This is a genomic window from Bacillus sp. ME78 (genome assembly GCF_903970865.1).
Classification (GTDB): domain Bacteria; phylum Bacillota; class Bacilli; order Bacillales; family Bacillaceae_G; genus Bacillus_A; species Bacillus_A cereus.
Genome location: NZ_CAJCKK010000021.1, coordinates 21549 through 37052, shown reverse-complemented (window position 1 = coordinate 37052; position 15504 = coordinate 21549). Strand labels below are relative to the sequence as shown.

The window sequence follows — 15504 nt, the reverse complement described above, 5'->3', positions numbered from 1 at the left end:
ATTGTTTGAATTTTTTGTTTTAGAAGATATATAATCTGAAATTGAAAATTTTCCAAATGAATTACGATTTTTTATTTCTGATCCAACATCAAGTGCTTAATGAAATGGTATGAAAGATTATAGGCTAGAGATACGAGATTAAATAAGAGGAGTTTGCGTGCTGCAAGCGTCCTAGCTCAGATTTCTACTAGAGAAAAGTATTTAGTTGGAGTTGGTATGTTAATAAAAAACGGATGGATGTCGAAACTAAATATTCATGACATTAAGGACAAAGATCAGGAAATATAATTTGGTATTCTGGGAATAACCGGAGATCCGTAGTTAAGGTTGCATAGTATTTGTATTTTTTTTCTAATTTTTCAATTGTTGTTATGTGATGAGAACCTAATCCGCGTCGTACACTATGTTGAGAAAGAGTCGGCCCAATTTGTAATTTTCGTTTTTTCATTGCATCGTTCCATGGACTATAAAAAAATTTAAAAATAAAAGCAGGTTCCATGTAAATGCTATAAGGATAATGCGAACCATGTCTCCCGACTCTATAGTTCCCGTGCGAATTATTGTGAATTAATCTACCGTTAAGATATAGTTGGTTTGGATTAGGTTGAATTATTATGCCGTGATAACGTTGTTTAACAAGCGGAGAGCTATATCTTGGATTAGTGTAGCCATGAGTCGGTTCATCAATCATCATAATCATTCTTATTGAAAACATATTGCCGCCCATAGTGTTAAGTGATTTGAAAAATTGTTCTTTATTATAACAGCACAGGAATTCTGTCGTATTCAATACCATTTTCCATCCTATAATTTCTCTTTCAATTTCCATAACTTCTTGATCAACTAAATAAGCATCAAATTCGAATGATTTTGAGTTTCGTATTTCCCAATTAGGAGCGAATGTTTTACAGATTTCAACTGAACGATCAGTGGATCCACGGTTAATAAGAATGCCATGATCAAATAGCTTTGTATGGTGCATTAACCACCACGGAAGTAAATATTCTTCATTGTAAAAATGAGAAATTAAAGTAGTCTTAATCAAAATCACCTCCGTATTTAACCTGCTTCTTATTTAATATGATATGGAAGGAAACCTATTGTTAGAAGGTCTCCTCTTAAAAGTTTTAAACCACATAGGGTATGTGGATGGATTAGTATGTAAAGTAGTCTGAATGATAAAGAGTGGTATTAAAAAGTACAAAATCTAAAATGAGCATCGAATTAGTGTATAACGATTGAAACGGCACTGAAAACTAATAAAACAGCCATAATGATGTTAAATAATTGATTATGTTTTAATAAAAGTTTTTGGAACATGGAACCAAAAAGGCTCCAACTAAATGTACTCAGTAAACCGACTATACCTAGAAATAATGAGAAAAGTAGAAAACTTGAATATGAATTGTAGTAAGGGAGTATAAAAGTAGAGACTACTGTGAGTCCGAATAATATTCCTTTAGGGTTAATAAATTGAAGGAAAATACCCACTGTAAATAAGTTTTTATTATTTTTTTCATTGTGACCGGCACCGCCTTTACTAGTAATTATTTTAAAGGCTAAATATAGCATATACGCGACACCTAAAATTTTTAAAGGAAATTCAATTATAGGGATAATATTAATTAATACAATATTAAAGAAACTGCATAAAGAAGTGAGGATGAAAAAACCGAATGCTACTCCAAAGCAAAAGTTTATGCTTCTCTTTAATCCATGTTGATTTGCGTATGTCATAGCTAAGAAATTGTTGGGACCAGGTGTGAAGCTACTTATAAATACAAATAACAAAAAAGAAAATATAGGCATTTCAACCCCCCCTATTTTTTGTGTGTTATAATGACCAAAAAGAACAATATAACGTGTGCTTTTTATTATACATAACGGTCGTTATATTGTATACAGTGTAGGAGTGTTTTTTATGGAAGAAATTCAACTTATTCTGGCAAAAAATTTAAAATCAATACGTGAAAAAGAAAAATTAAGTTTAGAAAAGGTCTCTCAATTAACAGGTGTAAGTAAAACAATGATTGGACAGATAGAAAGAGGAGATTCAAGCCCGACACTAACAACAATATGGAAAATTGCTAATGGTTTGAAAGTATCATTTACCTCTTTAATTAATAATCCACAGCCTGATACGAAAGTAGTTTTACGAAATGATGTTCAAGTATTGTCTGAAGACAATGGGAGATATAAGGTGTATCCCTCATTTCCTTTCCAAGATGATAGGAATTTTGAAATCTATATGGTTGAAATTGATACAGAAGGGAAATTAAGTTCAGAAGCGCATAAAGAAGGAACAGAAGAGTTTATAACGGTATTTGAAGGGAAATTGACAATTGATATAAATGATTGTCAATATACGTTAAATAATGGAGACTCAATTCGCTTTAAGGCGGATAGACCGCATACTTATACTAATTCAGGAAGAACATTAACTCGGTTAAGTATGACTATTTATTATCCAGCTTTATAAGCTGGCAATAATATAAAGAGTAAAAGTAAATGTGTATTGTTAAAACCATCTATAAGAGATGGTTTTATTTTTTTGAATATAAAAAAAGACACTCGATTGAGTGTCAATATAGTATTGCTCTCGCGTATAGGATTGGAGATGTTCCTCAAATACATATTGAGATGGTCTGTAAAGAAGAAACGATCTTCATCTTTAATGTAACATCGACATGGGGGAAGTGTAAATTGATAATATATATACGGAAAATTTAGTATAGATGTTTTCTACTATGGATATAGTACAATTTATTTTTATTACGTAATCACTATCGTAATATTTATCAATTGAGTATTTAGATTGTTTATTATAAAAAGAATGAATCATTTTTTAATCAATTCGTATAATTGTAAGAGAGGCACCTGTTGATCCACCTCCAACTAAATTCACGACGGATAATATACCAAATAATTGTAGTGAAATTGTATTACCAGCATTTAAATTAGTAATTAAATTATTACTATAATTTGAAGTTGATAAAGCGGGAGAAAAAATAGAGCCAGGAATTGGCGTAGAAGCGTTTAATAGTAGTCTAGTTCCAGCAAGTAGAGCGGTTGTCGTATTAACTTGATAGGTTAAATGATATCTTCCAGTTACAGGAATTGTAAATACGTCATTTGAAGCGTTAACTGTAAAATTACCGAGACTTTGGTTATTTGAAAGTGGAATGTTTGTTCCTCCTAATATGACTGAAACAGGACCACCTGATGTATTATTAGCGAACATAGAGTTTGTTGTAACGATTGAACCAGTACTTCCGGTAGGCCCAGTACTTCCGGTAGGTCCAGTACTTCCGGTAGACCCAGTACTCCCGGTAAGCCCAGTACTTCCGGTAGGCCCAGTACTTCCGGTAGGTCCAGTACTTCCGGTAGGCCCAGTACTTCCGGTAGACCCAGTACTCCCGGTAAGCCCAGTACTTCCAGTAGGCCCCGTAGGTCCAGTAAGCCTGTAAGGGAAAATAATGTCAAGGGCCATTGACATTATTTCTTTTTTTCTAATTTCATTATTATCATGAATATAAATCACCTCATCTTTTTAAATAAGAATGTTATAGATTTAGTACTTTTTAAATAGAATGATTAATTTATTATATTAATTAAAGCGGTTATAGCAACGGTAAAATGTTTAATATATGTAATAATTCTTTGGGGAGAAAAAAGAGAATAGTTATAAAGTTATTCTTTAATGATAGGGTCATAATGATGTGTATGAATTAAAAAACATGTGGAATGAGGTATTAAATTGAAACGCAATGACAATTTATCATTGAATAAGGAGATGATGGGACCAGAAAATATTGGACCTACATTTCCGATTCTTCCACCGATTTATATTCCAACAGGAGCAACCGGCCCGACTGGAATAACGGGGCCGACTGGAATAACGGGGCCGACCGGAATAACAGGCCCAACCGGAGAAACGGGGCCGACCGGAATAACAGGACTAACCGGAGAAACGGGACCGACCGGAATAACAGGACTAACCGGAGAAACGGGACCGACGGGAGCAACAGGACCGATCGGAATAACAGGGTCGATCGGAGAAACGGGGCCGACCGGAATAACAGGAGCAACCGGAATAACGGGGTCGACCGGAGAAACGGGGCCGACCGGAATAACAGGAGCAACCGGAATAACGGGGTCGACCGGAGAAACGGGGCCGACCGGAATAACGGGACCGACGGGAGCAACAGGACCGATCGGAATAACAGGAGCAACCGGAGAAATGGGACCAACTGGAGAAACCGGATCAATAGGGATAACGGGACCGACGGGAGCAACAGGGATAACAGGAGCAACAGGTCCTACTGGGGGCATTGGTCCTATAACCACAACCAATTTGTTATATTACACTTTTGCAGATGGAGAGAAACTTATATATACAGATGCTGACGGGATACCTCAATATGGTACAACGAATATTTTGTCTCCTAGTGAAGTTTCTTATATTAATTTGTTTGTTAACGGAATACTGCAACCACAACCATTATATGAAGTGAGTGCTGGTAAATTAACTTTATTGGATACGCAACCACCATCGCAAGGATCTTCAATTATATTACAATTTATCATTATTAATTAAAAGGACAGTTCCTTAATGAAAAGGAATCTGTCCTTTTTGTTTTATATTTGAATAGTTAAAATTAAGTGAAGGTACATTCAATTTCTAGCTGTTATAAATGGTTGAATGATAGGGATTTTAACTTCAATCCTTTTCATAGTGTATTGGAATAAAATATAAAATGAATTTTTCAATATAGTATATGAGAGTTCTCTATAATACAAACGGCTTCATGTTTAAAAAAGAGAACACAATCTTAGTAAAGAAATAAGGTATATTTATATGAAAAAAATGGCACTGTTAATTGTTGAGTATATGCAAATTAATATGTGTATTTAAACCTAAGAGATAAACGTGGAAAAATAAAATAAACTCTTAAGTTTAGGTATTTAATCTAAGCAGTCAATTATTAAAAACATATAATTAATATGTGAGTCATGAACATAATTAAATAGCGTTTGCAAGTTTAATTATATTTCATGTTTCCTATTTTAAGTCAATGTATAACACATACTCTTTTACAACTTTATGATCCTTATAATAGGAAAAACTCAAATATAAAACAAGTAAGGAGGACATAAATGACAAGTAATAATTGTTTCGGTCATAACCACTGCAATAATCCGATTGTTTTCACTCCAGATTGCTGTAACAATCCACAAACAGTTCCAATTACTAGTGAGCAATTAGGTAGATTAATTACTTTACTAAACTCTTTAATTTCGGCTATTGCAGCGTTTTTTGCAAATCCAAGTGATGCAAACAGATTAGCTTTACTCAATTTGTTTACTCAACTATTGAACTTACTAAATGAATTAGCACCTTCTCCAGAAGGGAATTTCTTAAAACAATTAATTCAAAGTATTATTAATTTACTACAATCTCCTAACCCAAATCTAAGCCAATTACTTTCTTTATTACAACAATTCTACAGTGCTCTTGCACCATTCTTCTTCTCTTTAATTATTGACCCTGCAAGCTTACAACTTTTATTAAACTTATTAACTCAATTAATTGGTGCTACTCCAGGAGGCGGCCCAACAGGTCCAACAGGTCCAACAGGTCCAGGAGGCGGAGCAACAGGAGCAACAGGAGCAACTGGTGCAACAGGAGCAACAGGTCCAACAGGAGCAGGAGTAACAGGAGCAACTGGTGCAACAGGAGCAACAGGTCCAACGGGAGCGACAGGTCCAACAGGAGCAACAGGCCCAACAGGAGCAACAGGAGCAACAGGTCCATCAGGAGTAACAGGAGCAACAGGCCTAACAGGAGCAACAGGAGCAACAGGTCTAACAGGAGCAACAGGTCCAACAGGAGCAACAGGTCCAACGGGAGCAACAGGTTTAACTGGTGCAACAGGCTTAACTGGTGCAACAGGAGCAACTGGTGGCGGAGCTATTATTCCATTTGCTTCAGGTACAACACCATCTGCGTTAGTTAACGCGTTAATAGCTAATACAGGAACTCTTCTTGGATTTGGATTTAGTCAGCCTGGTGTAGCTTTAACTGGTGGAACAAGTATCACATTAGCATTAGGTGTAGGTGATTATGCATTTGTAGCACCACGCGCAGGGGTTATTACGTCATTAGCTGGTTTCTTTAGTGCAACAGCTGCTTTAGCTCCATTATCACCTGTTCAAGTGCAAATACAAATATTAACTGCACCTGCAGCAAGCAATACGTTTACAGTACAAGGCGCACCTCTTTTATTAACACCAGCATTTGCCGCAATAGCGATTGGTTCTACAGCATCAGGAATCATTGCTGAAGCTATTCCAGTAGCGGCTGGAGATAAAATACTACTGTATGTTTCATTAACAGCAGCAAGTCCAATAGCTGCAGTTGCTGGATTTGTAAGTGCAGGTATTAATATCGTTTAATTTGTTACAATGTTTAGTAGGAAATTAAACAGGGGTTTGTATATAGTCCTTCCTAATAAATTTAGGAAGGACTATATTTTTTGAGGAAATAAGTAATAAATCAATTGAACAATTACTCTTTATTAAGTTCGTATAAAAAAGTATAATTTACCCTTTCTCATTTAAGGCATAAGTTATGTAACTTTAAAAATTTCCGATCAGCAAAAAAAGATGAATTCTTTTAAAAAAGAATTCATCCATAAAATAAACTATTTATTTTTATTACAGTTACATCCTTTTTTCTTTACATAGCCTTGCTCGGCTAAGTCTCTTTGCGATTGGGAATTGGAAGATTGAGAATTGGAAGATTGAGAGGATGCTGAAGAGCTACTATTTTTATTATAAGAGTAGTTTTTTCGATAGTTATAATTACTCATAGTACTATCACCTCCAATTTAATATATAAATATTATATGTATGTACACTATCAATTGTTACTATTATTAATAGGAAGAGAACATACAATAAAAAAATCTCCTCGGTATTTTCCTAGGAGATAAATGATGATTCTTTTAAAAATTTACAAATTAATAGCCCCAGTAAAGAGGAAAGTAATAAGAATCTTGGGGATACGGATTATGTTGTTGAGGGAGGGGCTGGGTTGGGTAATTTTTCATTCCACGGTTTTGATTGCAGTTTGCCGGAGGGCCAATAACAGTAGTTGATTGAATAGGAGAAACCGCTTGTTTCCATTGTTGTTCATTGAGGCAGTAAGTATGGGCCATCATATGAGCCGGAGTTAATCTTAAAATATCAGAACCGAAAATAACTTCTGGCGCCGGGGCATTGAAAATAGCTAATAAATGAGTATTATCAGCTGTAGCAATTTCATAATGCCACCACGCTTGTGGAATGTTGGCAACTTGCCCCGGTTTTATCGGTAAGTTTAATATTTGATTCGTAAATGGATTAAGTAAAGAAACAACAGCAGACCCTGAAATACAATAAACAAGTTCAGCTGCATTTTGATGAATATGTGGTTCTACAACATTTCCTGTACTTAAATAAATATCTAATAAAGAAGTATTTTCTAAAGTATTTAATTGTTTAATACCGAGTACATTTATATAATTTTGGGCATCTTTCCGAAAAAAATTACTTTTATTTACATCATAAGTAAAATTGGTTGAGGGAGAGGTATAGTCGATGTTGGCAGTCAATTGTATTACCCGCCTTTCTATAGGGAAGTTAGGTTACAAAATTAGGATATGAGTCTAGTCTTTGTTTTGTGCTGTTGTCGGCAGCTTAATAAATTCACTTATTTCATAAAGAATAAGGTGTTAATACTAAACTATATTCGTATTCCCATTCATACTTTGGATTGATGGAAAAAAGTAATGAAAATGTTAATTTAAAAGTACATCAATCATTTATAAGGAGTGAATGTTCATGTCATTTAGTGAAATGATTAGAAATGAAGTACTCAGCTGGGCGGGTGTTTCTGAAAAACCGCATCGATTTGGTGGTATTGAAATAAATTATGGTAAGAAAGAACTTGGCCATCTTCATGGTGATAAATTAGCTGATTTACCATTTCCGAAGTTAAAGCGAGATGAATTAGTGAAGCAAGGATTGGTAAAACCACATCACGTATTACCTGAATCAGGATGGATCAGTTATTATATAAAGAGTGAAGAGGATATTCCATTTGCAATTGAGTTATTTCGTATGCAATATGACCGAATTAAAAAGTAATGAAATAAAGTAGGGTAATAAAAATTTATTTTCATGTCACATCCCTCCTTAATCGTTCGTCTTGTATGTAGAACGATAAGGAGGGATTTTATTATGAATACATTTGATGTAGCAATTGTTGGCGGTGGGCTTGCTGGATTAACAGCATCTATATATTTAGCGAAAGCTGGAAAGAAAGTGATTGTATTAGAAAAATCCAGTCAATTCGGTGGCCGAGGGATGACTATAAATAAAAATGGAATCTGCATGAATCTTGGTGCACATGCTTTATATAGAGGCGGGGCAGCGTTTATAACTTTTAATGAGCTCGGTTTGAATCTTCCAGGTGGAATACCATCTACAAAAGCACATGGAATATGGAAAGGGGATATATTCACCATCCCAACAGATTTTCGCTCAATTTTATCAACACCACTACTTTCGTGGTCTGCAAAAGTACAATTCTCACGTCTTATGATTCGTTTAGGAAATTTAGATGTAGGAGAAGTTCCGAAAATGAGTCTAACTACATGGGCAGAAAATGAAATAAAAGATCCAATGGTTCGTAATATATTTTATGCGCTATGCCGGACAACAACATATACGTTTGCTCCTACAATACAATTAGCATCATCTGTACTAAAGCAAATACAGCTTTCTATAAAAGAAGGAGTGCTTTATGTAGATGGTGGTTGGGAGACGATAATAACAAAATTAAGAGATTTAGCGAATGATGTCGGGGTAAAATTTTTGGCTAAAAAGCATGTTTTGGAAATAGAGCATTATGAAGATAAACAAAGAATACATTGTGTTGATGATGAGGTTTTTGAAGTAGGTACAGTCATCGTGACGACTCCGCCAAAAGAGGCTTGTAAAATAATAAAAGGTGCAGAAGGAACAAGTTTGCATAGATGGAGTGAACAATCGGTACCGGTTACTGTTGCTGCATTAGATATTGGCTTAAGACAATTACCCAATCCTACACATCAATTTGTATTAGGATTAGATCAACCTATATTTTTCACAAATCAATCGAGAGCAGCTAAATTAAGTGAAGATGGATCAATTGCAGTGAGTCTAATCAAGTACCATAATCCTGTGCTAGAGATGAATCATATTCATGAAGATAAAGAACAGTTGGAAAGTACGATGGAGTTGTTACATCCAAATTGGAAAAGAGAAGTTGTTGCACAGCAATATTTACCGAAAATAACAGTAGTACATGATTTTCCTCATATTGACCGTGTTGAAAAGCCGGGTCCTAATATACCTGAAATGCCAGGTGTTTATGTTGCAGGAGATTGGGCAGGGCATGATGAAATATTAGCTGATGCTGCGGTAGCAAGCGGGAAACGAGCAGCGTTACACATTTTAAAGCAATATGAAAGTGAGGCAGTTCATCATGGAAACGGAGCAGTTATATGAAGCGTATCAACCATTATTATTTTCGTTAGCATACAGAATCCTTGGGAGTGTTATGGATGCTGAGGATATCGTTCAGGATGTATTTATCTCGCTAAATAATATAGAAGATCCTCAATCTATAGAAAATATGAAAGCATATTTATGTAAGATGGCGACAAATCGTTCAATTGATAAATTACGATCGGCAGCGCATAAACGTAACGTGTATGTAGGAATGTGGTTACCAGAGCCACTTGTAGACGAGAGTGATGAGCCATCAAAGTCATTTATAATGAAAGAATCCCTTTCCACCGCATATTTATTACTTTTACAACAACTATCTGAGGTAGAAAGGATTGTTTTCATATTAAGAGAGGTTTTCAGTTATGAATACGAAGAAATAGCTTCAATTGTTGATAAGAGTAGTGTGAACTGTAGAAAAATCTTTCAACGTGCACGAAAAAGCATGTTAGAGAAACCGAAGCAATCAAAATTAAGCACGGAGAAAATGGCTTCTTATGTTGAAAAGTTTGTAGCATCATTACAGTGTGGGGATACGGAAGGTATGTTGGAAGTATTAAAAACAGATGCTATATTCAAAGCTGATGGTGGCGGTAAAGTTACAACTGCGATCAATCCGATTTATTCTGCAGATCGAATTATTCGCTTGTTCTTTGGGATTGCACAACGATTGACAGAAGAGTACACTGTTGATTTTAAAATGGTAAATGGTATACCAGGAGTTATAGTTACAATAAATAATAAAGTAACGTATGTTCTTTCGTTTGCATTTGAGGATGAGAAGATTTCAAATATTTATATGATGGTTAATCCTGAAAAACTTATGCATTTAAATGTAAAAATATAAAAAAGCGCATTTCTTTAGAAATGCGTTTTTTTATTATTTTTCTAACATTTCAAGAGGTACATCTTTTTCGCCAGCTACCTCAAATTTAATTTCCCCGTCTTCTTCATAAATACGTGTAATAATCGGTATAGTAATCATTAATTTTTTATGCTGCTTTCGTTTTCGAGCAGCATCTAAGCTAATCACGTTCATTTGTAAGCATCCTTTCTTCTGGAAATATATAAACAAAGAAAATGCGTCCGAAAAGGGCGCTTAATTGAATTTGAAATACCGATTCATTTAAATGGGGTTTATATAATTTAATAACTGCAATTTTAATATGAAATAATATGAATGGAATAATTGCACGTAGAAATTAACTTTACCAAAAAACGAAACAATATGCTATAAAAAATTATAAATCTTTGTCATATAACGGGAAAAAGGATTTCGTTTCGCATATAATAAAAGTAGACGGGCAGCAAGAGCTTTTTCATCATATTGCTTGGAAAGGCGATGAAAAGAATGGATACGTTAGATTCATTATTACTTCAACTTGAACAATATGGAGAAGAGCATGATCGGAATAAAAAAATACGGGAAGAAAAATTACGGAATATTTCTCGTGAGATGGGGCAATTTTTATCAATTTTAGTAAAAGGGTGTAATGCAAAAAATATCTTGGAAATTGGAACTTCTAATGGTTATTCTACATTGTGGTTAGCTAATGCGGTAGAAGAAACAAATGGAAATGTAACAACTGTAGAGCTTTCTTCAGAACGAGTTGGAGAGGCACTTGTCAATTTTGAAAAGGCAAACCTGTTACAAAGAATCGATATTCATAATCAAGAAGCAGGGGCATTTTTAGATTCCCAATTAGATCATTCATTTGATTTTATTTTCCTAGATTCAGAGCGCACGCAATACATGTGGTGGTTTGAGCATATAAAACGTATGTTACAACCAAAAGGTTTTCTTGTTGTTGATAATGCAACTTCTCATGCGAGTGAATTAGATGAGTTTATAAAAATGATTGAAGAAGATGATACGTTTGAAACGGTGTTATTAGCGTTTCAAAAGGGAGCATTTGTAGCTCGCAAAAATAAATAGAAGTGAGTGTAATAGAATTATCACATTGAAAACGGGTGAATGTCAAAAGATTGAGTGTAGCACGATTGAAAGAACGTAAATTATTTAGGAAATATATGAAGAATCCGCCTTCAGCATGTTGTTCTCTAGGTCTTAAGTCTGAGGAAAATTATGTTGATTACAGGTATACTTATAGTAAGAAACAGGGAATGACTGCATAAATAGGCATTTCTAAAAAAGTCGATTTCAAGCAGTCAGAATGTATATGAAATACGATATAATTGATGAAATATAGTGCATATAAATTCGCACATATAAATAAAGGAGCGATTTTGTTGACTGAACTCGAGAAAAAAGAACCCGTATCAATTGTGAAAGATAATAATGTAGAAGTAGTAGTTGATACAGTTATAAAAGATGAAGAACTTGATGAATTAAATAAAGAAGCCGATCTTTATGTACAAAAGTTAAATAGCGAGCAAAATACAGATTTATCGAAAGTATTGTCGCAGCTAGGAGATTTGGGGGATAAAGAACAACAAGCAGCAGGACAAACGTTATCAGCATTAAAACGTCCTGTCACAGCGATGATGAATGGAAAGAATGAAGAAATTCCAAATACATTGTTAGAATTACGCAAAGTAGTATCAGAGCTTGATCCGAATTCATTAAAAGCAAGTGGTATGAAGAAAATTATGTTTAAAGTATTTAAGAAAAATCCACTTGAAACATACGTGCATAAATATCAATCTATAGATAAGCAAATTGAGGAAATTATTAGATCCCTTCTAATTGGTCGTGATAACTTACAAGAGGATACAGTTGGTCTTGAAATGTTAAAAGAACAATCGCACGATAAAATTCATGCTCTTGATAAACAAGTATACTTAGGGAAAAAGCTTGCTGGCATGCTTGAAGCTGAGAAACAAAACCCAGAGCGTCAAAGGGATATTCCGTTAATTAACGATGCATTAGAAAAGATACTTGTACGTACACGTAATATGCAGCAAGCGAAAAGTGTATTATTACAATCTATAGCTTCTGTAGACATCATTAAGAAAAATAATGAAAAATTAACAGAGGCGATACGTAATGCGATTACGATGACACAAAACGTTGTAACAGTTTCAGCTGCTATTCAGCTTGCATTAACGAATCAACGGAAAACAATTGATGCCGTAAATGCGACGAATGAAGCAATTGAATCGATGGTATTAAGTAATTCTCAAGCGTTAAAACAAAATACAGAAGAAACGACGAAATTGCTTGAAAACCCTGCTATTAGCATGGATAAATTACGTGAATCATTCCAAAATGTGTTCGCTGCAATTGAAGCATCTGAAAAATCGTCAGAACGTATTATTGAGTCAAGCAAGAAGTTCGTTATTGAACTAGACACATTTAATGATGAGATGAAGCAGAAACTCATTCAGCGTCCAAGGAAATAACGGATTATTAGAGGAGGTGAACAAATGAGTTTCATTCAAACAGTACTATTACTACTCGGTACATTGCTTTTAATAGCATTTACTGTCGTTGTTTTAGTCGTATACTTCGGGCGGAAACTGTATTTTTCATGGACGAAGCCATATAAAAGAGCGCAAGATTCTCTAGATAAGATATCAAACAAATCAATACCGTTTCTACAAGAATTTACACAACATCCACTGTTTTATCGCTGGATTCGCACCGAAGGAAAGAAAGAACAAAATACATTAAATACTCTATTTTGTGCATCAGGTCAACGTACGAGAGAGCAAGTCTTCTCGATGTTACCGAAAGAAAAGCAGAAAAAAGTGCATGTAATGGCAAAAACTACGAAAAAGCTTACGAATGAAGATATTGATGTGGCTGCGATGAAAGTGAAAGATTTCTTAAGACAAGAAACGCAGCAAACTGTAAAACCGACAGACTTATCATTTTACAAATTGTATTTTTATGACCGTTATCCAGACGCATTAAATACAATTCAAGCGTATAAACGCTCAATAAATCCTTCATTACAAAGAACGGTTGATGATATTACAATTTCAGTATTAAATGCACTTCCGTACTATCAAGAGCAACGCATGTTTGAACAACAACATAAACTTGAAACATTCTTAATGAAAGATTTAACGGCCATGTTATCGTTGGTAGTACAATTACCACCTTCACAAAGACCAGAGAAGGAAGAAGAACTGAAGATCTACTTGGAAAATTTCAAAAAAGAAATGGAAGTAGTAGAGCGAGATATTCGCGACTCGATTGATCACGATTTAAATGTGAAGATGAGGGCAGCGACTGAGAAGTTTAAGAATAAATAACAAAAAGCGCCTTAAAAGCTAAGTATCACAGCTTTAAGGCGCTTTTTTTATGAGGTTTTATTTTGCACTAACGGTAGTATGACTAGAAGCCACACTTTCATTATGCAATCGATCAACTGCAGTTACGACATAGGTATACGTTTCTCCGGAAATAGCAGTTTTATCTACATAAATTTCTCCAAGTTTTGTTTTTCTTACAGTAGTAAGTAAATTTTTGGGATTTTGTATATCCACTTCATTTTTCCCATTCACGCGGTAAATAGCGTAATAAGCAGAATCATTATCTCTATTGTCAATGATACCGATTGCAATACCTTCATCTCTTGGAATGGCACCTTTTAAAGTCGGTTGTTTTGGTGGATCATGATCAATCCAAGGCATAGGCGGGATTAATGCAGGATGTTTATATATGTCTTTTGAGAGTCTATCTTTAACTCCAAGTGGATTGTTATTAATATCTTTTAAGCTAAAATGCATACTACCTTTTATTTCAGGATATAGCCGGTTTAATGCAATTTGTCTTGGATATTCTTCTGGATCAGACCAAGCAGGGACGGAGTTATTATTAATTTTATAGGCCGCTTGACCAATGTATAGGTGAATCGGTTTGTTATTTGTTTCTTTAACCCACCAATCTACTAATATGTCATATGCAGCTGGGGTGAAACCTATATTCCAATATATTTGCGGTGTAATGTAGTCAATATATCCTTTTTGTATCCACTCACGTGTGTCAGCATAAAGGTCATCATAGTTTCTTTGGCCTGCGGTTGTGTTAGAGCCAGTGGGATCGTCAGCTATATTTCTCCATACGCCGAACGGACTAATGCCAAACTTTACATATGATTTTTCTTGTTTTATAGCAGTATTTAAATCTTTTACAAGTTCATTTACATTGTTACGTCGCCAATCTTCTATATTTGTAAATCTACTGTTATTATATGTTTCGTACGTTTTCTGATCTGGAAATTCTTCACCGGCTACTTTATATGGGTAAAAATAATCATCCATATGCAGCGCATCAATATCGTAATTTTGTACGATTTCTAAAGCGCCTTCTGTTATAAATTTTTTCACTTCCGGAATACCGGGATTGTAATATAACTTTCCGCCATAAGGGACAACCCAATCGGGATGTTGCCTTGCAGGGTGATTATTTGATAATCGATTTATATCGGTGTGATTCATCGTTATTCGGTATGGATTAATCCAAGCGTGGAATTCTATATTTCTTTTATGAGCTTCTTCAATCATAAATGCGAGCGGGTCATAACCAGGATCTTTTCCTTGTGTACCCGTAATGTATTCAGACCAAGGACCGTAATTTGAAGGATAGAAAGCATCAGCGGTTGGTTTAATTTGTACAACAACTGTATTCATACCAGTGCTTTTTACATTGTCTAATAACCTTATAAATTCTTGCTTCTGTTTTTCAATAGGTAAGCCAGTTTTTGAGGGCCAATCAATATTCAGAACTGATGCGATCCATACAGCACGTAATTCATGTTTTTTGTACGTAGTATTTACTTCAGCATAAGTAGAGTGAGGGGGAATGAAAGAGAAAGGGATGAACAAGATAACGATACAACATATCATTAATAAACGTTTAACGATCATTTATACGCCTCCCTATCATATGATTATTTAAAATAATATATGAGGCGAGGTTGACCTTGCAATAGAGAAAAT

At 34.7% G+C, this 15504-nt stretch carries 15 protein-coding genes; 9 read left to right on the top strand and 6 right to left on the bottom strand.

The features are described 5' to 3' along the window. Positions 1–262 precede the first annotated feature (262 nt). Together H6481_RS20310 and H6481_RS20305 are read right to left on the bottom strand one after the other, a co-directional pair. On the bottom strand, positions 263–1045 hold the full coding sequence (locus H6481_RS20310; RefSeq protein WP_182812976.1) for a glycosyltransferase family 2 protein: 783 nt from the start codon (positions 1043–1045) through the stop codon (positions 263–265). 179 nt (positions 1046–1224) lie between these two features. Then, positions 1225–1809 carry a LysE family transporter gene (locus H6481_RS20305; RefSeq protein ID WP_001121273.1) on the bottom strand — a complete coding sequence of 195 codons (585 nt, stop codon included), beginning with the start codon at positions 1807–1809 and terminating at the stop codon, positions 1225–1227. Between the two features lie 55 nt (positions 1810–1864). Here H6481_RS20305 and H6481_RS20300 point away from each other — a divergent pair, with 55 nt between their 5' ends. Then, complete coding sequence (locus H6481_RS20300) at positions 1865–2479, top strand: XRE family transcriptional regulator (protein ID WP_130813712.1); 615 nt, start codon at positions 1865–1867, stop codon at positions 2477–2479. Between the two features lie 366 nt (positions 2480–2845). Here the strand turns inward: H6481_RS20300 and H6481_RS20295 are convergent, their stop codons facing one another. Further along, positions 2846–3490: a hypothetical protein gene (locus H6481_RS20295; protein ID WP_182812974.1), complete on the bottom strand. Its 645-nt coding sequence runs from the start codon at positions 3488–3490 to the stop codon at positions 2846–2848. A 267-nt stretch (positions 3491–3757) separates the two neighbouring features. Here H6481_RS20295 and H6481_RS29070 point away from each other — a divergent pair, with 267 nt between their 5' ends. Together H6481_RS29070 and H6481_RS20285 are read left to right on the top strand one after the other, a co-directional pair. Further along, positions 3758–4597, top strand: a complete 840-nt coding sequence (locus H6481_RS29070) for a DUF4183 domain-containing protein (protein WP_182812973.1) — start codon at positions 3758–3760, stop codon at positions 4595–4597. Between the two features lie 560 nt (positions 4598–5157). Next, entirely contained in the window at positions 5158–6456 is a 1299-nt protein-coding gene (locus tag H6481_RS20285) for an exosporium glycoprotein BclB-related protein (RefSeq protein WP_097987539.1), read from the top strand. A 566-nt stretch (positions 6457–7022) separates the two neighbouring features. On the opposite strand, the gene H6481_RS20280 is transcribed toward H6481_RS20285, so the two are convergent. Then, entirely contained in the window at positions 7023–7655 is a 633-nt protein-coding gene (locus tag H6481_RS20280; RefSeq protein WP_000126322.1) for a cupin domain-containing protein, read from the bottom strand. A gap of 229 nt (positions 7656–7884) precedes the next feature. Here H6481_RS20280 and H6481_RS20275 point away from each other — a divergent pair, with 229 nt between their 5' ends. From H6481_RS20275 to H6481_RS20265, 3 genes are all read left to right on the top strand, one after another. Beyond that, positions 7885–8190, top strand: a complete 306-nt coding sequence (locus H6481_RS20275; RefSeq protein ID WP_000010317.1) for a luciferase family protein — start codon at positions 7885–7887, stop codon at positions 8188–8190. Between the two features lie 93 nt (positions 8191–8283). After that, positions 8284–9594, top strand: a complete 1311-nt coding sequence (locus H6481_RS20270; RefSeq protein WP_097987537.1) for an FAD-dependent oxidoreductase — start codon at positions 8284–8286, stop codon at positions 9592–9594. Next, entirely contained in the window at positions 9572–10441 is an 870-nt protein-coding gene (locus H6481_RS20265; RefSeq protein WP_000447147.1) for a sigma-70 family RNA polymerase sigma factor, read from the top strand. The genes H6481_RS20270 and H6481_RS20265 overlap by 23 nt, the downstream gene beginning before the upstream one ends. Before the next feature lie 33 nt (positions 10442–10474). Here H6481_RS20265 and H6481_RS20260 read toward each other — a convergent pair whose 3' ends face one another. Continuing rightward, positions 10475–10633 (bottom strand): hypothetical protein, encoded by a 159-nt coding sequence (locus tag H6481_RS20260; protein WP_001100984.1) that lies wholly within the window; start codon positions 10631–10633, stop codon positions 10475–10477. 303 nt (positions 10634–10936) lie between these two features. Between H6481_RS20260 and H6481_RS20255 the strand changes: the two genes are divergently transcribed. From H6481_RS20255 to H6481_RS20245, 3 genes are all read left to right on the top strand, one after another. Continuing rightward, complete coding sequence (locus H6481_RS20255; protein ID WP_076876553.1) at positions 10937–11530, top strand: class I SAM-dependent methyltransferase; 594 nt, start codon at positions 10937–10939, stop codon at positions 11528–11530. Positions 11531–11844: 314 nt separating this feature from the next. Beyond that, entirely contained in the window at positions 11845–12957 is a 1113-nt protein-coding gene (locus H6481_RS20250) for a toxic anion resistance protein (RefSeq protein WP_000137402.1), read from the top strand. A gap of 24 nt (positions 12958–12981) precedes the next feature. Then, on the top strand, positions 12982–13815 hold the full coding sequence (locus H6481_RS20245) for a DUF3974 domain-containing protein (RefSeq protein WP_000008372.1): 834 nt from the start codon (positions 12982–12984) through the stop codon (positions 13813–13815). Between the two features lie 57 nt (positions 13816–13872). Here H6481_RS20245 and H6481_RS20240 read toward each other — a convergent pair whose 3' ends face one another. Beyond that, on the bottom strand, positions 13873–15432 hold the full coding sequence (locus H6481_RS20240; protein WP_182812972.1) for a family 10 glycosylhydrolase: 1560 nt from the start codon (positions 15430–15432) through the stop codon (positions 13873–13875). Positions 15433–15504 lie beyond the last annotated feature (72 nt).

What these genes read in the sequence shown, in the direction of transcription:
- H6481_RS20305 (WP_001121273.1), bottom strand. Translation starts at nt 1,809, where the DNA reads ATGCCTATATTTTCTTTTTTGTTATTTGTATTTATAAGTAGCTTCACA.
- H6481_RS20295 (WP_182812974.1), bottom strand. Translation starts at nt 3,490, where the DNA reads ATGGCCCTTGACATTATTTTCCCTTACAGGCTTACTGGACCTACGGGG.
- H6481_RS20285 (WP_097987539.1), top strand. Translation starts at nt 5,158, where the DNA reads ATGACAAGTAATAATTGTTTCGGTCATAACCACTGCAATAATCCGATT.
- H6481_RS20275 (WP_000010317.1), top strand. Translation starts at nt 7,885, where the DNA reads ATGTCATTTAGTGAAATGATTAGAAATGAAGTACTCAGCTGGGCGGGT.
- H6481_RS20270 (WP_097987537.1), top strand. Translation starts at nt 8,284, where the DNA reads ATGAATACATTTGATGTAGCAATTGTTGGCGGTGGGCTTGCTGGATTA.
- H6481_RS20265 (WP_000447147.1), top strand. Translation starts at nt 9,572, where the DNA reads ATGGAAACGGAGCAGTTATATGAAGCGTATCAACCATTATTATTTTCG.
- H6481_RS20260 (WP_001100984.1), bottom strand. Translation starts at nt 10,633, where the DNA reads ATGAACGTGATTAGCTTAGATGCTGCTCGAAAACGAAAGCAGCATAAA.
- H6481_RS20255 (WP_076876553.1), top strand. Translation starts at nt 10,937, where the DNA reads ATGAAAAGAATGGATACGTTAGATTCATTATTACTTCAACTTGAACAA.
- H6481_RS20245 (WP_000008372.1), top strand. Translation starts at nt 12,982, where the DNA reads ATGAGTTTCATTCAAACAGTACTATTACTACTCGGTACATTGCTTTTA.
- H6481_RS20240 (WP_182812972.1), bottom strand. Translation starts at nt 15,432, where the DNA reads ATGATCGTTAAACGTTTATTAATGATATGTTGTATCGTTATCTTGTTC.